The sequence below is a fragment of the Thioalkalivibrio sp. AKL8 genome (genome assembly GCF_000380525.1).
GTDB classification, from domain to species: Bacteria; Pseudomonadota; Gammaproteobacteria; order Ectothiorhodospirales; family Ectothiorhodospiraceae; genus Thioalkalivibrio; species Thioalkalivibrio versutus.
The window spans coordinates 177,330-194,963 of record NZ_AQYF01000008.1; the positions used below are offsets into that span (position 1 = coordinate 177,330).

The following is a 17,634-nucleotide window of genomic DNA, read 5'->3' on the forward strand; positions in this document are numbered from 1 at the left end:
AATTCACCGCCGGCGCTGTCCCATTCAAGCTGCTTCCTAAAGTCCTCCGAGCGGTGGGAAAAACGGGTCGGACCTCGGTAAGGCACTGAACATTGAAGCCTAGCAGCTAGGCCGAAGCCTCCAGGACGCCTTAAAGAGCCAACTGCCGGGCTAGAAGAACAAGCGCTTGCCGACCGCCATGAACGATGCAATCGGGGTATGAAGGCCTTACATTGATTGCAGACAGTAGCCAGGGATCCGGGTGTGACGACCGAGCAGTGGATGATCTTTGGGGTGTTGACGGCAACCCTCGCGTTGTTCGTGTGGAACCGCTGGCGTTACGACATCGTCGCCATTGCAGCGCTACTGACTGCGGCGTTCCTGGGGCTGGTCCCGTTCGGCGAGATGTTCTCCGGATTCGGTCATCCGGCGGTGATTACGGTCGCGGCGGTCCTGGTACTGAGCCGAGGGCTGCTGAATGCGGGCGTGGTGGACGCAGTGGCGCGGCAACTCACCCGGGTGGGGGAACGCCCCTGGGTGCAGGTCACCGCGCTGACCGTGATTGTCGCCCTGGCCTCGGGGTTCATGAACAACGTGGGCGCTTTGGCCCTGTTGATGCCGGTGGCCGTGTGGATGGCGCGCCAGAGCGGCCGGTCACCCTCTTTCCTGCTGATGCCACTGGCATTCGGGTCATTGCTTGGCGGGATGCTGACGATGATCGGCACGCCACCGAACATCATCATCGCAGGGTACCGCGCGGAGATCACGGGCGCGCCGTTCGCGATGTTCGACTTCATGCCGGTGGGATTGGGCGTCACCGCGGTCGGCGTGATCTTCATCGCCTTGATCGGCTGGCGCCTGACACCCCAGCGGGAACGCCCGGCCGCGACCGGCGAGCTGTTCGAGATCAGCGCCTATCTGACCGAGGTGCGGGTCACCGAGGAGAATCGCTATGTGGGGCACACCGTCTTCGAGCTGATGCGCGAACTGCAGGGTGAGGCCGAGGTGGTGGTGGTCGGTCTGGTGCGCGGAGAACGCCGCGAGCCGATGCCGGCCATCTATGAAGTACTGCGCGCGGGCGACATCCTGCTGGTCGAGGCGGACCCCGACAGCCTGAAGACGTTACTGGACGTGACGGGAATGGAGCTGGAGGCAAGGCTCGAAGAGGCACAGGAACAAGACGCGCAAAAGGGCCGCGGAGAGGGCCGCGATAGCCCCATGGGCGAACTGGCACTGGAGGAGGCCATCGTCACACCCACTTCGCGCCTGGTCGGTGCCACTGCCAGCGCCCTGGAACTGCGCCAGCGCTACGCACTGAACGTACTCGCGGTTGCACGTCAGGGGGTCCGGCTGCGCGAGCGGCTGGATCAGGTGCGCTTCCGGGCCGGTGACATCCTGCTGGTACAGGGGAGCGAAGAGGAGTTACCCGATGCGCTGGGCGAGCTCGGCTGTCTGCCGTTGGCGTCTCGCGGGCTGCGCATTGCCCGGCCGCGCAAGGTCATCCTGGCCACCAGCCTGTTTGCCCTGGCCCTGGGACTGGTGGCCCTGGGCTGGGTGCCGGCAGCGCCGGCGCTAGTCGGGGCAGCTGTAGCCATGGTGCTGGTGGGACTGATCGGTCCGAGCGAGGTGTACCGCGGGATCGAATGGCCGGTGATTGTGCTGCTGGCGGCCTTGTTGCCGGTGGGACAGGCACTGGAAACAACCGGCGGATCGCAGTTGATCGCGGATGGGCTGTTCGCACTGGGCGCGGCCGCCTCGCCCGCATGGATGCTCGCGCTGCTGATGGCCGTGGTCATGCTGCTGTCGAACGTGGTCAACAACGCCGCCGCGGCAGTGCTGGCGGCGCCAGTGGGGATCGCGCTGGCCCGGTCGATGGAGGCCGCCCCGGATCCGTTTCTGATGGCGGTCGCCGTGGGCGCGTCCTGCGCCTTCCTGACGCCGATCGGGCACCAGTCGAACACCCTGGTCATGGCCCCCGGTGGCTACGAATTCCGCGACTACTGGCGCATGGGCCTGCCACTGTCGCTGATCGTCATCGTGACTGCCGTGCCGCTGATCCTGTGGATTTGGCCGCCCTAAAAAGTTGCACGGGCTAGCGGGGTCAGCCACGCATTGCCGATTCGGGCCTCGACAAGGTACTGAGCATCGAGCGGTCGCTGCCGGATCGTGGCCTGTAAAGCCTCCTCAAGAGCCAAGGTCCGGGCTGGAGACGGGCCATGACCGGCTGGCTCGGCCGGGCGAATAGGGGGCAAGCCGTGTAACCCCGACGATGTTCCGTGCTGTGTCTTGCGGTAGGCATCCGGGCCTGTATCCTCGGGCTGTCACCTGCCACCGAGCGCATCAGCCATGGACACGCCCACCTCATCTGCCAATCCCTTGCCCCCCGACAGTCCGGGCGGCGCCGACCGCGACGGTTTTTTCGCCTTCGAACGGGGCGACTACCGGGCCGCCCGGAATATCTGGGAGGCCCGCGCCGATGGTGGCTCGGCCTGGGCGCAGCTCGGCATGGGAATCCTCTACGCGGAGGGACTGGGGCTGGAGGCGGACCCGGCGCGTGCACGCGAATACTGGACTCAGGCTGCGGAACAAGGACTGAGCGATGCCAGCTTCAACCTGGGCGTGATGGCCGAGAAGGCAGAGCCGGCGGATACCGAGATGGCCCGGCATTGGTATCGCCGCGCGGCCGAGTCAGGACACGTCGCGGCACAGAACAATCTGGCGGTTCTGCTGCTCAACCAGGGCGGCGACGCCGCCGCCACCGAGGCCGTCCAGTGGTGGAAACGCTCCGCGGAACGCGGCGACCCCGATGCCCTAAACAGCCTTGGGGTCGCCCACCAGCAGGGCAGCGGCTGCCAGCGGGATCGAACGGCCGCCGTCGGGTATTACGCCCAGGCGGCCAACGCGGGACACCGCGACGCGGCCTTCAACCTCGCCCTCGCCCTGGAACAGGGCGATGGAGTGGACGCGGACCTGACCGCCGCTGTCCGCTGGTATCAGCAGGCGGCCGAGGCCGGGGACCCCGACGCCGCGGCGAAACTGGGGAATCTCTGCCGCGATGGCAAGGGCACAAAGGAAGACATGGAAGCTGCCGCTCACTGGTATCGGGCGGCGGCCGAAGCGGGCCACCCCCAGGCCCAGGCCAATCTTGGGGTCCTGCTGGATCGAGGCCTGGGGGTACCCCGGGACCAGTCGGCGGCGGCGCGCTGGTATGAAGCCTCTGCCCGGCAGGGCCTGGCCCCGGCGCAGTACAACCTGGGCATCGTGCTGGCCGACGGCCATGGTGTGGAGGTCGACTATGTCGCCGCCTGGGTCTGGTTCGCGCGCGCCGCCGATCAGGGCCACAAGCCGGCGGCCGAGGCGCGCGACTACATCCACCAGCAACTCACCCCGGAGCAACGCGCGGAGGCCGAGACGCGCAAGACCGAACCCTTCGGTCCGCCCATCACATGATAGGCGCGCGTGCACGCGCCGATCAGGCATCTTGCGCCTCGCGATATGAGGCCACGGCAAGGTCGTAACGAGAAGGACAGGGACAGGCACCATCCTGCTGAGCCGGGAACGCCGGACTCTTATACGCACACGATAACTGCCTCTATTCGTACGGATTTGCCTTTGTCGAGGGAGCTGTCTAGCATCCGGCTCTCGTAACGACAACCCCCGCAATACTCGGTCTGGAGTCCCAAACGCCATGAGAACTCTCGCTTAGGCCGGGCGCCGTTTCCTCGTTCGTGCGCCCGGCCAACCCCCTTCTTCTTGTTTCTGATCAGGAGATGCGACCGTGGCGCGCAACAACCCGTATTACCTTCGGCCAGCCGCCGATACCCGAACCCATCAATGGATCCGGAAGGACTACTGCGGAGCTATCGGCACCCCGATGGAACTCGCCTGCCTTCTCGAGAAGCTCGACGATGGAAGCCAAGCGGCAGCAACCCGCGGGGAGCCCATCGCCAGAGTAGGCTCCCGGGTACGACTACTGGATCTGCAAACCGAGGAGACGTTTGTCGTCGAACTCTGCGAGCCGGAAGACGCGAGACCCGAACAGGCGAAGATATCCATCCTGTCGCCGCTTGGCGCACGTTTGCTGGGGCTCCAACGGAACGGGACCGCCGAGGTCTCCCTCCTGCGGAGCCGGCTGCGGTTCATGGTGGTCAACATACTTCGCGCCGACGAGCGGACACCGCAACACCCGGATGAAGCCGATCCGGAAAAGGGCTGACAAGCGCGACGGGGTCGGACCACGACAAGAGCCTGAAATACTTTCGGTTATAGCGGTTTCCAGGCCCACAGATGGCCTTAAACGGACAATTTCAGGGACGAAAATGGCCAACTTGCTCGCAGACAGACGGCAATGCGGCATCTCCCGCTATGGCATGGGGTCACACCTTGCCTTTTGCCCCTGTGGTGAAGGCAGAGAAAAAGGCCAGGTCTGACCCCTTACTTCCCGAGGCGCGCAAGGCCGAGCCTCCAGTTAGTTAGTCCATCACCCGTTCGGCACGAGCACCGCGAGTGTCCCCGGCGAGTGAGGCCAACGCTGCTGGGGACGGTGTAAGACTCGCGCTAGAACCAATCCGCCGCCGACCGCGATAATGGGGACCGGTTCCTGTTCCTGCGCGGTTCGGACTGTCGCTTCACCCGGCCGCAGCCGTGTCCTGGTTGCTGGATCCTTCCCGAATACCACGCCCCACTGCGACATCGTACCGGCGCAGGGGAGAGCGCCGTGCGAAGGGGCAGTTTCGACGCCAGTCGGCGTCCTTGTCCGCCATTTCCGGGTGCATGGCCGGTGTCAGATCCCGCAACTGGCGCCAGAGCAACGGGTCGCCGCCCTCCAGCACCTCCAGCCAGGCCGCCTTCTCGCGAACAAACACCGGGGTGAAGGCACGATCATGCATGAATACGGTACAGGCCAGATCGATCAGCTGGGCCAGTTTCACGGTCTTGGCCGGGGCCGTCGCCCGCGCCAGATGCGCCCGGTCGATCGCCTTGCGCTGGGCACGGTTGCCGTCCTCCGGATGACTCACGTCGCTGATCATCACCACCATTTCTGCGACCTCCGCACCAAACAGCCGCTCCAGGGTCTCGGGTTTGACCCCGGTATCCCGAATGGTGTCCTGCAGCCAGACGGCCGCCCGCATGCACTCGGTGTGCTGCACCGAACGCAGCAGTTCCACAACCCGCGCCGGATGCACGATATAGGGCTCGCCGGTATACCGGCAGACGTGCTCGACGCGCGCATGCGCGGCAATGGCGAAGGAACGGGCGCGTTGTTCCAGCTGCATGGGTTGATCCGGAAGGGTGTGATGCCGGGTATTGTAGAGAAACCGAATCAGAAGGGCTCCACGTTACGGCGCCGGTCTCAGTCAAGTGCGTCACGCTATTGGGTGCGCGCATGGCATGGGGTCGACCTTGCCTGTTGCCCCTCCTTCCGATCATGGCGGAGCTAGTGGTACCCCCTCAGCCGGAAGAAGAGATCCCCATCTTCTTGCAGCCGGCCTTCACCGACCCCAGCGGTACGGGCTCCTGGCGTCAGCCGCGGCGCTCGCCCTGCTGGAAAAGGCCGGATTTTCCGCCGCAAAGAGCCGCAAAACCGTTCTGTTTGGCACCGTACCGACGCCAGCCTGACCTCGGCCTATGGTGGCGAACAGTCGGTGTTGATGACGAACGCGCCATGCAAAGGCACGAATCCCTGGCCTGACGTTATCCATTGCCATTCGTGCGCTGGAAGGCGGCCACTCAGGGTAGCGGGAGGGAGCCGGTGCGACTGAAGCTTGAATCGGCGCTTGAAGAATCGCTCAGCAATTACCTGACCGCTGCCGTCATCATTGCCGCCATACTGACCGCACCGCTGACGATCACTTACTGGTTAGACGTGGAACACCCCCTGATCACGGTCGCCGATTGGCTGATCTGGGCAGTGTTCGTGGTCGAGTATGCTTTTTACATGGCCATCTCGCATGACCGCTGGAAGACGACCAAAGAAAACTGGCTGTCGGTGTTGATTATCATCTTCTCGTTTCCACTGCTTCACGAGATACTCAAATCCACTCGCCTGATCCGACTTCTCCGCCCCCTGCCGCTGCTGCGACACACGGCCCTGCTCCGACAGATTGAACTGTTCCGCCTGGCCAGCGTCCGCAATGCCGGCAGCAGTGCCGCGATGACAGAGGCCAAGGAAAAGCTGGGTAAGGAACACTGGGCTGTCCGCTTCATCGTACGCGTCGAGTACTATCGTTCACGCCTTGTTACGGGGCTGCTGAAACTCCTGCCATTCATAAAGTCCAGCACCATTCGCAAGCGACGTCAGGAGGAGCGCTCAAAGCGCGAAGACATGAACGAATAAACGAAACCGCTCGATGGGTTGTGCTGTTATCTCGCTCATCCTTCTTGCTCCAGGACCAGGAAGAAGAGGACACCCATGTTGTTCCGATGGTCCGAACGTTCGACCCAACGAGCCGCTATCACTCCCCCGGCAGGGTTACGCCACGATTAAAGCGGACGCATCGCACTGAGGGTCGTCTAACAATTCCAGCGGCCGCACATGGACACGCCACGGGCACGGCGACAGGTACCCGCGGACGGTCTACCCTCCTAAGACACCGCCCGGATGAATAACCCGCCCATGCCGTTTCCCACGCAGAAGACCAAGATCGTTGCCACCATTGGGCCCGCGTCCGATTCACCAGAGACGCTGCGGCACATGATGCTGGCCGGGCTCGATGTAGCTCGGCTGAACTTCTCGCACGGCGATGCCGCCTACCATGCCGAGTTGATCGGTCGCATCCGCGACGCCGCGCATGCGACCGGCACCCGCGTCGCGATCCTCGGTGACCTTCCCGGTCCGAAGATGCGTATCGGCGAACTGGCGGAAGAGCCGATCGAACTGCACCCCGACCAGACCATCACCCTGACTACCGAGGACTGCATTGGCGATGCCTCGCGGGTCAGCGTGTCGTTCGCGAGCCTGCCGGAGGCGGTGCAGCCGGGCGATGCCCTGTTCCTGAACGATGGCTTCATCGAGCTGGAGGTGGTGACGGTCGAGCGCAGAGAAGTGATCTGCCGCGTGCATACCGGCGGCGAACTGCGCTCGCGCAAGGGCCTGAATCTGCCGGGCATCGATCTCGGCATCCGCGCCTTCACCACGGAAGACCACCAATGGCTGCGGTTTGCAGCGGAACACGGCGTGGATGCGGTCAGCCAGAGCTTCGTAGTCGACGGCGACGACATCCTTGCGGTGCGCAAGGCGGCAGAAGCACTGGACTACGCCCCCTTCATCATCGCCAAGATCGAGCGCGCCGCCGCGCTGGAGCAGCTCGACAGCATCCTCGAAGCCGCCGACGGCATCATGGTGGCACGCGGGGATCTCGGAGTGGAGATCCCGATCGCGCGCATTGCCCTCGCCCAGCGGCGCATCACCCGACGCGCCAACCAGCACAACCGCCCGGTGATCACCGCCACCCAGATGCTGGAGTCCATGGTCGCCTCGCGCCGCCCTACCCGCGCCGAGGCCACCGACGTCGCCAACGCCATCCTCGGCGGCACCGACTGCGTGATGCTTTCCGCCGAGTCGGCGATGGGGCTGTACCCGGTGGAGGCCGTGGCGATGCTGGCGGCCATTGCCCGCTCCATCGAACCGGAACGCGACGGCGGCATCGGCGCCGACGGCCCGGACGACCCTGACGAGGCAGGTCTTGACCGAGCCGTCGACCTCATCGCGCGCAGCGTACTGCACACCGCGCAGCGGCGCCTGCCACGGGTCACCCTGGCGCCTACGGCCAGTGGCGCCACCGCCCGGCGCATCGCGCGACTGCGCCTGCCCTGCTGGATCGCCGCCTTCACCCCGAACCCGGCCACCGCCCAGGGCCTGCAGTTTTCCTACGGTGTCCACCCCGTGGATGTCGCCGAGGACCGCGCCGACTGGAACGACTTCGCGCGCCAGTGGCTCACCGAGCACGGCATCGACGACGGCCTCGCCCTCCTCGTCCAGGGCCCCTCGGGACCCCATCCGACCGGCAACCACCGCCTGGAACTGCTCGAACTCGACCGCCCCCGCCAGGAATACACCAACGCACCGGAGCACCCCTGACCCACACCGCCATGCGGCCGAAGACGGAAGAACACGACACCCGCCTCCTGTCCGAGCTGCAAGGACAGGGAGATTCGGATAGCCCGTCAGTCCAGGGGCAGGATGCGCCGGCGGGGCGGTGGGGCATCCTGCAGCCTCTGCTGGTTCGCGTACTCGCGTTGCTTCTGCTCGAGGTAGGTCTCGCGGTCCAGCTCGCGTAGCTGGCGCGGGTATTCGTCGGTCAGGTCGAACCAGCGTTCCAGGCGGGCCAAAAGGAGCTCCTGAGCCGGCCGGTCGCGGACGTCGAGCCAGGCCTGCAGTGCAAGATAGAAACGCATGACGGTGCGCTCGATCATGCCTTCCAGGCCGCCGATGTATTGTGGCTCGCCGTTTTCGTAACCGACCACGGTGAAACCCACCCGCTCGCGTCCCCCGGTGGCGAGGTAGACGAGCGCGGCCAGCCGGGCAATCACCCCGAAGCGCAACGAATACTCGAGGTTGACGAGGGTCCCCGTGTCGTGCGGAACGACGTGGACGACGATGGAGTAATCCCGGGTTCCGTAGGGCCCACGATCGCCCTCCAGCTCGATCAGCAGCCAGTCCTCACCCATCTGGGCCGACCGCCTGACGAGCTCCACACGCTCTGCATACTCCGCCTGCTCGTAACGCGCACGGCCCACGTACAGGTGCAGCAAGGCATCCGCCCCCTCGCGGTAGACGCAGCTCTTGATGTTGATGTGCAGGACGGTGATTTCGCACCACGCCGAAAGCGCTTCCAGCTCACTGGCCACCAGCGCAAACGAATACGGCAGCCGGGCGTGCACCGCCCCCTCGACGACGCCGCCCTGCACAGTGGAGGTAACGGCAATCGGCTCGCCCAGCGGTGATTCGGCAATGGCGGCCAGCCAGTCTTCGGCGCCATCCGCATGCGCCAGTAGAGGGCTTCCGACAAGCAGAGCCAACCCGACAAGCGCGACGATGTGCAGTCGGCACCAGGATTGGTGGGCAAACGGAACGGCCGGCAGTCGAAGCATGGCAGCGCCCCTCCGTAGAATCACCCGGCCGGCGCCCATTGACGGTCATGACGGGGTCGGCCCCGGGTCAGGGCCCGAAACGGTGACCATTGAGGCGAAGTCGCCCCCACTCACCTCCTTAGATAGCCCATATCCGCGATCAGCACTGGCGAACATGCCCATGGATCATGTGTCTCCCTTGCTGGTCCAGCCGCGGAAACCTTCCCGGACGGAAAGGCAGCGTGCATACCCGAGGTCCCGCAGGAGCTCTGCGGCACGCAGGCTGCGGCGGCCGCTGTTGCACAGGCACAGCAGGATCTGGTCCTGGGTGACGTGGTGGCGGTTGATCAGGGAGATGAAGTGCTGGAAATCCCGCTCGTCCGGCTCGTCCGCATCCAGCAGTTCCTGTTCCTCCTCGGACAGCTCGCGACCCAGCAACTGCTTCAGGCGGAACAGGGGCACAGGGACGGCACCTTCTACCGCGCCTTCCAGCTCCAGTTCGAAGGGCTGACGGATATCCAGCAACACGGCCAGGCCGATATCGACCAGTTCGCGCGCCGCGTTCACGCTGATCTCCAGCTGCGGCTTGCTCGTTTCGTTCGCCATGCGTTCTCCTTTGATGTTCGCCTCTCTCTGAGGCCGCCTTCTCGGCTCCCGGTTCCCCCGATTGCACCGCCCGATCCACAACCTCGACATTGGACATCAGAAACCCGGTCCGGGCTTCTGTCATGCATGGGGTTTCACGCTCTGTGAAGCGGCCCCACGACATTTCAGACGGCGGGTTCTATGCTCCATGGATACCTGCCGCCTGAAACGGCGCACTGATCAGCGTTAGGGGCAGCATGCCGAACGACCGCGATATCGACCTGAGCCGCCACCACGAACCCCGTGATTTCTCCGACCGCGTCGCACGGGGCTTTACCTCGCTGATGCGATTCTTCGCCGACACCTTCTTTGCCCGGCGCTACGGACACCGCGCCGTGGTCCTGGAGACGGTTGCGGGCGTCCCCGGCATGGTGGGCGCCACGCTGCAGCACCTGCGCTCGCTGCGGCGCATGGAGGATGACCACGGCTGGATCCGCACGCTGATGGACGAGGCCGAGAACGAGCGCATGCACCTGCTCACCTTCATTGAGATCACCTCGCCCAACTGGCTGGAGCGCTTCCTGATCATCCTGGCGCAGGGCTTCTTCTACACGTTGTTCTTTATGATCTACATCATCTCGTCGCGCACGGCGCACCGGATCGTAGGCTACTTTGAAGAGGAAGCGGTCGTCAGCTACACCGAGTACCTGGAGGAAGTGGAGTCCGGCGGGCTCGATAACGTCGCCGCGCCGGCACGCGCAATCCAGTACTGGAACCTTCCGGAAGATGCCCGCCTGTCCGACGTGATCCGCGCGGTACGCGCCGATGAGGCAGGCCACCGGGACGTTAACCACGGCTTCGCCGACCTGCTCGGCAAGAAAGACTGACCCGGGCGCTCTCCCGCGACCTGACGGGGCCGGTTTTCGGGCACTATCGTGTGGCCGTATGCGAACGACATGGAGACGGCCGTGAACGACGAGACAACCGGCGGGACCGAGGGCGCACTCCCCCTGCAGCGGCTGGCGGGATGGGGGCTGCGCGGTATCGCGGTCCTGACGGGCCTGGTCGGGCTACTGACATCGGTGACGCTCTGGACGCTGGCACAGGAAACGCCGCAGGTGCCCTGGCCGGTCGCATCCCTGGTGTTGCTGCAGGCCCTCTTTGCCGTTGCGGTGCTGGCCTGGGTCGTGCTCCTGTGGCGAAGGGCCCGCGCACTGGGCGCGCTGGAGACGCGGGACTATCCCGCCATCACCTGCGTTGTCGTCTGCACACGGCTGGTCGGCGAGCTGCTGGCGATTGCCTTCGTGCTGCTCGCGCTGGCGTTGTCGGTCATCTCCCTGACGGCGGTGGAGCCCTTTGCGGGCACCGCGGTGGCCGCGTTCGGCCTTGAAGCCGAGCTGGTGGAACCGGCGAGCTGGGGACTGGCCCTCCTGACGGCGATCCTCTGGCCCCTCGCCGGGTTGTTCGCGGGTGGTTTGGTCCTGTTCGCGGCCTACCTGTTCGCCGATGCCATGACGGCCATGCTGGAGTATGTGCGCGACGTGCGGCGCATCCGCGAGACCCTGTCGTCCGGACCGTCCGCGAGATGAAGTAGAACGCGAGACCTTCGCGACCTTCGGGTTCAAACCTTCGGGGTCAAACCTTGCCTTTTGCTTGGTCAGCCGACCCCGCAGAAAACGCCGCTGAACCCCCGACAAGTACGCCGCCAACCGCGCAGGCCCGACACCTGTTCGAACCGGCTGGGAGTGGACTGCTAGCGGACGTCGCCACGGGTGACCCACCTCAAGGTTTGGCCGGCCAGGCCGTTTACAGTGGTCAAGGCCCGAGGTTGCGGGCTGCTCCCAATACTGGCCACACAAGGACCGCCCATGAATTTCCGCTCGCTCTCTGTTCGATCCAAGCTGGTCATCACCATCGTGGTACCCGTGGCCGCGCTCCTGCTGTTGGCGGCCCTGGCCGCACGCGGCACAGCCAACATCGAAGAGGGCGTGCAGAACATCTATCACGACCGCGTCGTGCCCCTGCAGCAGCTGAAGACCATCGCCGACAACTATGCGGTGCTGGTCATCGACGCGGTCAACAAGGCGGACGCCGGACGGATGACGGCGGAAGAGGCTCTCGCCGACGTCCGTGAGGCACGAGAGGAGATCGCCGAGATCTGGGACGCCTACCTGGCCACGACCCTGACGCCCCGTGAGCAGGAACTGGCTGATGGTGCCCGCGGGTTGTTCCGCGCAGCCAACGCCCACCTGGACCGCCTGGAGGAGGCTCTTGGCGGGATGTCCGGTGATGTCCAGGGCGAGCTCGACGCCTTCAACGGTCCCCTGTACGACACCATCGATCCGATCAGCGACCAGATCACCCAGCTGGTCGACCTGCAGATCGATGTTGCCGGGACCGAGGCCGAGCGGGTATCGGCGTTCTACACCCAGGTTCTGGTGCGCAGCGGCGCGCTGATGCTGGTGGTCTTGATCATCGTCGTGGTCACCGGGGTGTGGACGTATCGCTCGGTGGCACTCCCGATCTCGCGGATGCGCGCGACACTCACGGAGATCGCCGAGCACCATGACCTCTCGCGCCGGGTCGACGTTCGCTCCGACGACGAGATCGGCGCCACTGCAGGCGCCCTGAACAGCATGCTCGACCAATTCCAGGACTCGATCCGCGAGTTGCGCACCCTGACGGATCAGATGGCCTCTGCCGCGGAACAGCTGTCCGCCGTCAGTACCCAGACCAACGGGAACATCGACCAGCAGCGCTCGCAGACCGAACAGGTCTCGACGGCGATGAACGAGATGGCCGCGACGGTGCAGGAGGTCGCGCGCAACGCCTCCGATGCCGCGTCCTCCAGCCAGGAAGCCGATCAGGAGTCCCGCGCGGGTGGCGAAGTGGTGCGCACGGTGGTCAGCGACATCGGACGCCTGTCGGGCGAGGTCGCGACCATCGAGGAATCCGTGCGCAACCTGGACGAGAAGGGGCAGCAGATTGGCTCGGTGCTCGACGTCATTCGCGGCATTGCCGAGCAGACCAACCTCCTGGCCCTGAATGCGGCCATCGAGGCCGCCCGCGCCGGCGAACAGGGACGCGGCTTCGCCGTGGTCGCCGACGAGGTGCGTACCCTCGCCTCGCGCACGCAGGACTCCACGGCGGATATCCAGGCGATGATCGAGTCGCTCCAGGCGGGTACCCGCAACGCCGTCACCGCGATGGGCCGCGGCCGCGAAATGGCCGAGGCCACCAGCAACGACGCCGAACGCGCCGGCCAGGCGCTGGAATCCATCGTCCAGGCAGTCGGTCGGATCAGCGACATGACCACGCAGATCGCCAGCGCGGCCGAAGAACAGAACGCGGTGGCCGAGGAGATCAACCGGAACATCTACGCCATCAATGACATCACCGGCGATACCGCCAACGGGGCCCGCCAGACGGCGACCGCCAGCCAGGAGGTCGCGGACATCGCCTCGCGTGTACGCGACCTGGCCTCCGCCTACCGCATTGGCTGACCCCCACTCCTACAGAGCACCGCGAGCTCGGCTTCGGCTTCGGCTCCGGCTTGCCAGGCGGGCGGCCACCGCTTTGCACGAAAGCATCCGAAGAAACGGATCCGTCAGGAGAAGCCACGCGCTCCGAACTTGCGATGCAAAAAATGGAGGCTCGTCAAGGGCCACCGGGAACTCGAGACCCCGGCCGCACTCCGAGCCTCAGTACCTCAGGTTGTTCGCGATGCTTCCACCTGCCGAAGGTGGATGAATTTCGGGGAGCCCGATAAACACGATCTAGACGCATTCTTTTGCATTTATGATCAGCATACGCTTATCTTCTGACGTTCCATTTTTCGAACCAATCAGGAGACTCCATGCGAGCCATCAAGACTCTAGCGGCTTCCGCCCTTCTCGCCCTCGCCGGTGCCGGCACAGTTGCGCAGGCGGATGAGCCCTCCAAGCTGTTCGTCAGCGTCACCTCGGCCGACGACCACACCCAGTTCATGTCCATGGTGTTGGCCAACCAGAGCATGCGTCAGGGTCAGGAGATCCGCGTCCTGCTGTGCGGCCCCGCCGCTACGATGGCGACCGAAGATTTTGAGGGCGCCACCATGCAGCCGGCCGACCGGAACGCGCAGCAGCTGATGATGAACCTGCTCAACAACGGCGCCACCGTTGAGACCTGCGCCATCTTCCTGCCGAACACGGACTACACCGAGGCCGACCTGCTTGACGGCATCACCCCGGCCGACCCGGAAGAAGTCGGTGCCTATATGGCCGATCCGAACGTGCGCTTCTTCTCGAACTGATCGCCCGCTTTCGATGCTGACGGGGCCCTCTTCGGAGGGCCTTTTCCGTTTGGACGGCCGGATTCCATCGCAGGCGCGCCCGGGTACACTGTTTGTTGTCTGGCGGAGCCCAGGCTCCGAGCCCGTCACGCATGGGACCGGGCCGTTCCAAACGAACCCCAGGGGGCCACTTATGAGGCTTTGGTCGAAGTGGAAGAAAGGCGGGGCACTGCTGGCCGATGTCCTGCAACGCCAAGGGATCGACCCGAAGGCGGCCGCGGCACAGGAGAGCTTCAAGACGATCCTGGACGCTGCGGAGGCGGGGGCGGATGAGCGCCTCAAGCGCGAGGCGCAGGACAACGCCCTGTCGAGGGACGAACGCAACACCCGCTGGGAGGCACTGTTTTTCGAGGAGATCCGCTCCCGGGCCAAGGCCCATGCCGCGGAGGTCAAACGCCGCTGATCGCCGCGGCGGCACCGCTGAACGTGGTGCGGTCGGGATCAGTCGTTCTTGCGGAACACGCACCAGTTGAACGGCTGCTCGGTCTCGCCCGGGGTCACGTGGACCTCGCGTTGCGACTTCACCAGCGCGAAACCCGGACCGAACGCGTCCTGCAGGGTCTCCGGGGAATGCCGCTGCACCGGCAGGCCGGAACATTTTTCCGGGCCATCCAGCGCAAAGGTCCCGATTACGATATCCCCCCCTGGGCGAAGGGCATGCTGCACCTGCTGCACGTATCGGGCCCGTTGATCCGCGGCGATCAGGAAGTGAAACACCGCGCGGTCATGCCAGACATCAAGCGCTGCCTCCGGGAATGCGTGTTCCAGTACGTCCGCTTCCTGCCATGCGACCGCTGCGGCGCGCTCCCCGACCCGCTCGCGCGCCTTCTCGAGCGCCGCCCCGGACAGATCGAGCACCGTCAGGTTGCGATAGCCCTCAGCCAGCAGTTCGTCCACCAGGACCGAGGCACCGCCACCGATATCGACAATCGCGGCATCGGGGGCCGACGCCACCGCCCGAATCAGGGCCCGCGACGTCCGCGCCTCCGCCTGATACCACCCCACGGCATCGGTGGCGCGGGTCTGGTAGACGTCTTCCCAGTGCGGCTTGGTGCTCATGCGGGTTCCTGGTTACCGGAGCAAAGGCTTCTCGTACCGGAAGGTTATCAGGCGTTCGGGCCCCGTGTGCTACCCTCCGCGCCGATTCCCATGCCGCCGGGCCAGCCCTATGAAATTCTTCCGCCTGATCAGCATTGTCGAGGGCATTTCCCTCGTCACCCTGCTCTTTGTCGCCATGCCGCTACGCACCTACGCGGATATGCCACTGGCGGTGACCTACGTGGGCTGGGTGCACGGCATCCTGTTCATCGTCTATGGCGCGACGTCGTTGATCGCCAGCCACCTGAGCGGGTGGCCAGTCTGGAAATGGCTGCTGGTCCTGTTCCTTGGGGTGGTGCCCTTCGGCTTTCTCTACGTCGACCACCTGATCCGGCGCGAAATCCCCAACGCAAGCGCGGCCAGGACGGCCTGACGCTCACTCATCACGGGCCACCACCCAACCGGCTGCTGCCCCCGCTCGTCATCCCGGCCGGAGCGAAGCGCAGAGCCGGGATGACAGCCCCAGGTGTGCCTCGATGAATCGGACTGGCCACTCGTCCCTTGAATGCCTTCCCCAACACCGACGTTCGCGTGGTCTAATCGGCCCTTCATCCCCATACCAAAGCCCACCATGATCGCCGTAATCTTCGAAGTGGAACCACACGCCGAACGCAAACAGGACTACCTGGATGCGGCCGCGAGTCTGCGCGAACACCTGAAAGACGTCGACGGATTCCTCTCCATCGAGCGTTTCGAGAGCCTGAGCCAGCCGGGCAAGGTGCTGTCACTGTCTTTCTGGCGGGATGAAGCCGCCGTTCGGGAATGGCGCAACCTCGAGGAACACCGCCAGGTGCAGGCGGCCGGCCGCGGCGGCATCTTCGCCGACTACCGCCTGCGCGTGGCCGAGGTGGTCCGCGACTACGGGATGCACGAGCGCGCCCAGGCGCCTGAAGACTCGCGCACCGCCCACGGATCCTGAAACCCGCCGGCGCGCCAATCCTGGACGACTACAGGCGGTCGGGCAGGCAACTCTCAGTCGGGGTCACGTACGACGATGCGCCCCTGCATGTAGGGATGCGGGGCACAGATGTAGTCGTAGGTACCCGGCTCCGTCAGCGTGACGCTGTCGCTTTCGGCATGCTCCAGCATCGCCGTTGAAAACGACTGTGGCCCCCGCATGGCGACGGCGTTGTGAGCGCCCGAGGTCTCCCCGAGCCCATAGGTGAAGACATCCTCGTTGACCCAGGTGACTTTCGTGCCGGGGGCCACCTCAACGCTCTTCGGATAGAAGGAATTGCCTTTCATCTCGATCACGACCTCGTCCACATCCGCTCCGAAGCGAACCGGACGGTCGGCCCGCGCGGGAATCGGATTGGCCTCGACTTCGGGAATCCCGAACGGTGAAAGTATGCGGCGGGCTTCGCTGATCCGTTCCACACGTTCCTCCGACTCGTAAACGGGCCCCTCGGCCAGAATCGCGGCTGGTGTATCCGCATCCGCTCGGGCATCCAGCAGCCCAATGGCACCCCGACTGGTGGCCCCGACGCCATGATCCAGCATGGTGTAGACCCCTTCCTCCGGCGGTATACGGAACTCGATCACCCAGGAATCCGACGGCCCCGTGGTCACCGTCTGCCCACCGGGCCACAGTGCCTCGGGATGCCCCTGCCAGTACACGTAATCCCAGACGATGCCGACGATATGGAAGGTCGACAGCAGATTGGGGCCCACGTTGAGGAAGTACATGCGTACGTAGTCCCCCGGACGGACGGGGATCGGGTTCTCCACGTAGCGAAACAGCTGGCCGTTGAACGCGGTGTAACTGGCATCCCCTTCCACCGCCTCTTTGCCGCTGGCATACAGCTCGTGCTGCAACATATAGAGCTTCAGGTCCGGCTCCTGCCCCAGGTCGGCTTCCAGCTTGTAGGGTTCGTCGCGCGGCTCGACAACGATCATGCCGTACTGCCCGAACATCACGTGCATGGGGATCGCATGACCACCCGGGGCACAGTGATACATAAAGACCCCCGGTGTGGTCGCGCGGAAGGTGATCGACTTGGTCTGCCCGGGAAGGATGTGCCCGACATGCTTCGAGGTCTGCGTGTAGGCCGCGTGGATCGAGGCGCCGTGCATCACATCCCCGCTGTTGCTGATCTCCATACGCACGATGTTGCCCTCGGTCACCCGCAAGGTTGGCCCGGGCAGTTTTCCGTCGATCAGGAAGCCGTCGTAGACCACGCCCTGCCCGATCGGCACCTGCCCCTCGTCCAGGTCGATCCGGAATACATGATCCGGTTCGGCGTCCTGGGAGACGTACCCGGTCGGCCGGGTCTCGAGCCCCTCGTCACGCTCGATGATCTCGATAAAGTCGCTGTTACCAAACAGCTCGCTGAAATCCGGCCCCATCGACGCCTGGGCCACTGAGGCGAAATACCACAACAGGACCACCGCGAGCCCGGCCGCGAAATGGGCACCCAGTGGATTACGTCCGATGGCCGAAGGATATGCCGATTCTGGTCGTTTCATTGCCCCCTCCTCTGGAGCGGATCCACAACGCTCCGCTATAACCTTTATAGACCATGCATCTATTCACAGCATCGCGCCGAAAAATCACGCGCGTCGAGTGCAAC

Annotated in this window: 17 protein-coding genes; 12 read left to right on the top strand and 5 right to left on the bottom strand. The window is 64.9% G+C overall.

The window, feature by feature from the left end:
• Positions 1 to 261 precede the first annotated feature (261 nt).
• The 3 genes from G335_RS0108145 to G335_RS0108155 all read left to right on the top strand — a co-directional run bounded on the left by G335_RS0108145 (position 262) and on the right by G335_RS0108155 (position 4,195).
• Positions 262 to 2,058 (top strand): SLC13 family permease, encoded by a 1,797-nt coding sequence (locus tag G335_RS0108145; RefSeq protein WP_043690014.1) that lies wholly within the window; start codon positions 262 to 264, stop codon positions 2,056 to 2,058.
• A gap of 267 nt (positions 2,059 to 2,325) precedes the next feature.
• Positions 2,326 to 3,429: an SEL1-like repeat protein gene (locus tag G335_RS0108150; protein WP_018176427.1), complete on the top strand. Its 1,104-nt coding sequence runs from the start codon at positions 2,326 to 2,328 to the stop codon at positions 3,427 to 3,429.
• 328 nt (positions 3,430 to 3,757) lie between these two features.
• Entirely contained in the window at positions 3,758 to 4,195 is a 438-nt protein-coding gene (locus tag G335_RS0108155) for a GreA/GreB family elongation factor (RefSeq protein ID WP_026304794.1), read from the top strand.
• Between the two features lie 412 nt (positions 4,196 to 4,607).
• Here G335_RS0108155 and G335_RS0108160 read toward each other — a convergent pair whose 3' ends face one another.
• Positions 4,608 to 5,255, bottom strand: coding sequence for an HD domain-containing protein (locus G335_RS0108160; RefSeq protein ID WP_018176429.1), 648 nt, complete (start codon positions 5,253 to 5,255; stop codon positions 4,608 to 4,610).
• A 476-nt stretch (positions 5,256 to 5,731) separates the two neighbouring features.
• Between G335_RS0108160 and G335_RS0108165 the strand changes: the two genes are divergently transcribed.
• Positions 5,732 to 6,316 (top strand): ion transporter, encoded by a 585-nt coding sequence (locus G335_RS0108165; RefSeq protein WP_018176430.1) that lies wholly within the window; start codon positions 5,732 to 5,734, stop codon positions 6,314 to 6,316.
• A gap of 279 nt (positions 6,317 to 6,595) precedes the next feature.
• On the top strand, positions 6,596 to 8,059 hold the full coding sequence (gene pyk / locus G335_RS0108170) for a pyruvate kinase (RefSeq protein WP_018176431.1): 1,464 nt from the start codon (positions 6,596 to 6,598) through the stop codon (positions 8,057 to 8,059).
• 86 nt (positions 8,060 to 8,145) lie between these two features.
• Here pyk and G335_RS0108175 read toward each other — a convergent pair whose 3' ends face one another.
• Together G335_RS0108175 and G335_RS0108180 are read right to left on the bottom strand one after the other, a co-directional pair.
• Entirely contained in the window at positions 8,146 to 9,072 is a 927-nt protein-coding gene (locus G335_RS0108175) for a hypothetical protein (RefSeq protein WP_018169343.1), read from the bottom strand.
• Between the two features lie 165 nt (positions 9,073 to 9,237).
• Positions 9,238 to 9,657 carry a rhodanese-like domain-containing protein gene (locus tag G335_RS0108180; RefSeq protein ID WP_018146175.1) on the bottom strand — a complete coding sequence of 140 codons (420 nt, stop codon included), beginning with the start codon at positions 9,655 to 9,657 and terminating at the stop codon, positions 9,238 to 9,240.
• 236 nt (positions 9,658 to 9,893) lie between these two features.
• Here G335_RS0108180 and G335_RS0108185 point away from each other — a divergent pair, with 236 nt between their 5' ends.
• From G335_RS0108185 to G335_RS0108205, 5 genes are all read left to right on the top strand, one after another.
• Complete coding sequence (locus G335_RS0108185) at positions 9,894 to 10,523, top strand: alternative oxidase (protein WP_018169342.1); 630 nt, start codon at positions 9,894 to 9,896, stop codon at positions 10,521 to 10,523.
• A gap of 69 nt (positions 10,524 to 10,592) precedes the next feature.
• Positions 10,593 to 11,225 (top strand): hypothetical protein, encoded by a 633-nt coding sequence (locus G335_RS0108190; protein ID WP_018650391.1) that lies wholly within the window; start codon positions 10,593 to 10,595, stop codon positions 11,223 to 11,225.
• Positions 11,226 to 11,504: 279 nt separating this feature from the next.
• Entirely contained in the window at positions 11,505 to 13,139 is a 1,635-nt protein-coding gene (locus G335_RS0108195; protein ID WP_018176433.1) for a methyl-accepting chemotaxis protein, read from the top strand.
• 353 nt (positions 13,140 to 13,492) lie between these two features.
• Positions 13,493 to 13,927 carry a DsrE family protein gene (locus G335_RS0108200; RefSeq protein ID WP_018176434.1) on the top strand — a complete coding sequence of 145 codons (435 nt, stop codon included), beginning with the start codon at positions 13,493 to 13,495 and terminating at the stop codon, positions 13,925 to 13,927.
• A 172-nt stretch (positions 13,928 to 14,099) separates the two neighbouring features.
• The gene (locus G335_RS0108205; protein ID WP_018176435.1) at positions 14,100 to 14,369 is read left to right on the top strand and encodes a hypothetical protein; all 270 of its coding nucleotides are present in this window, start codon (positions 14,100 to 14,102) and stop codon (positions 14,367 to 14,369) included.
• Positions 14,370 to 14,407: 38 nt separating this feature from the next.
• Here G335_RS0108205 and G335_RS0108210 read toward each other — a convergent pair whose 3' ends face one another.
• Positions 14,408 to 15,025, bottom strand: coding sequence for a class I SAM-dependent methyltransferase (locus G335_RS0108210; protein ID WP_018176436.1), 618 nt, complete (start codon positions 15,023 to 15,025; stop codon positions 14,408 to 14,410).
• A 109-nt stretch (positions 15,026 to 15,134) separates the two neighbouring features.
• On the opposite strand from G335_RS0108210, the gene G335_RS0108215 reads away from it, so the two are divergent.
• Positions 15,135 to 15,437 carry a DUF3817 domain-containing protein gene (locus tag G335_RS0108215; protein ID WP_018176437.1) on the top strand — a complete coding sequence of 101 codons (303 nt, stop codon included), beginning with the start codon at positions 15,135 to 15,137 and terminating at the stop codon, positions 15,435 to 15,437.
• A gap of 198 nt (positions 15,438 to 15,635) precedes the next feature.
• Positions 15,636 to 15,983: an antibiotic biosynthesis monooxygenase gene (locus G335_RS0108220; RefSeq protein ID WP_018169335.1), complete on the top strand. Its 348-nt coding sequence runs from the start codon at positions 15,636 to 15,638 to the stop codon at positions 15,981 to 15,983.
• 53 nt (positions 15,984 to 16,036) lie between these two features.
• Here G335_RS0108220 and G335_RS0108225 read toward each other — a convergent pair whose 3' ends face one another.
• Positions 16,037 to 17,530 (bottom strand): plastocyanin/azurin family copper-binding protein, encoded by a 1,494-nt coding sequence (locus G335_RS0108225; RefSeq protein WP_018176438.1) that lies wholly within the window; start codon positions 17,528 to 17,530, stop codon positions 16,037 to 16,039.
• Positions 17,531 to 17,634: the final 104 nt, after the last annotated feature.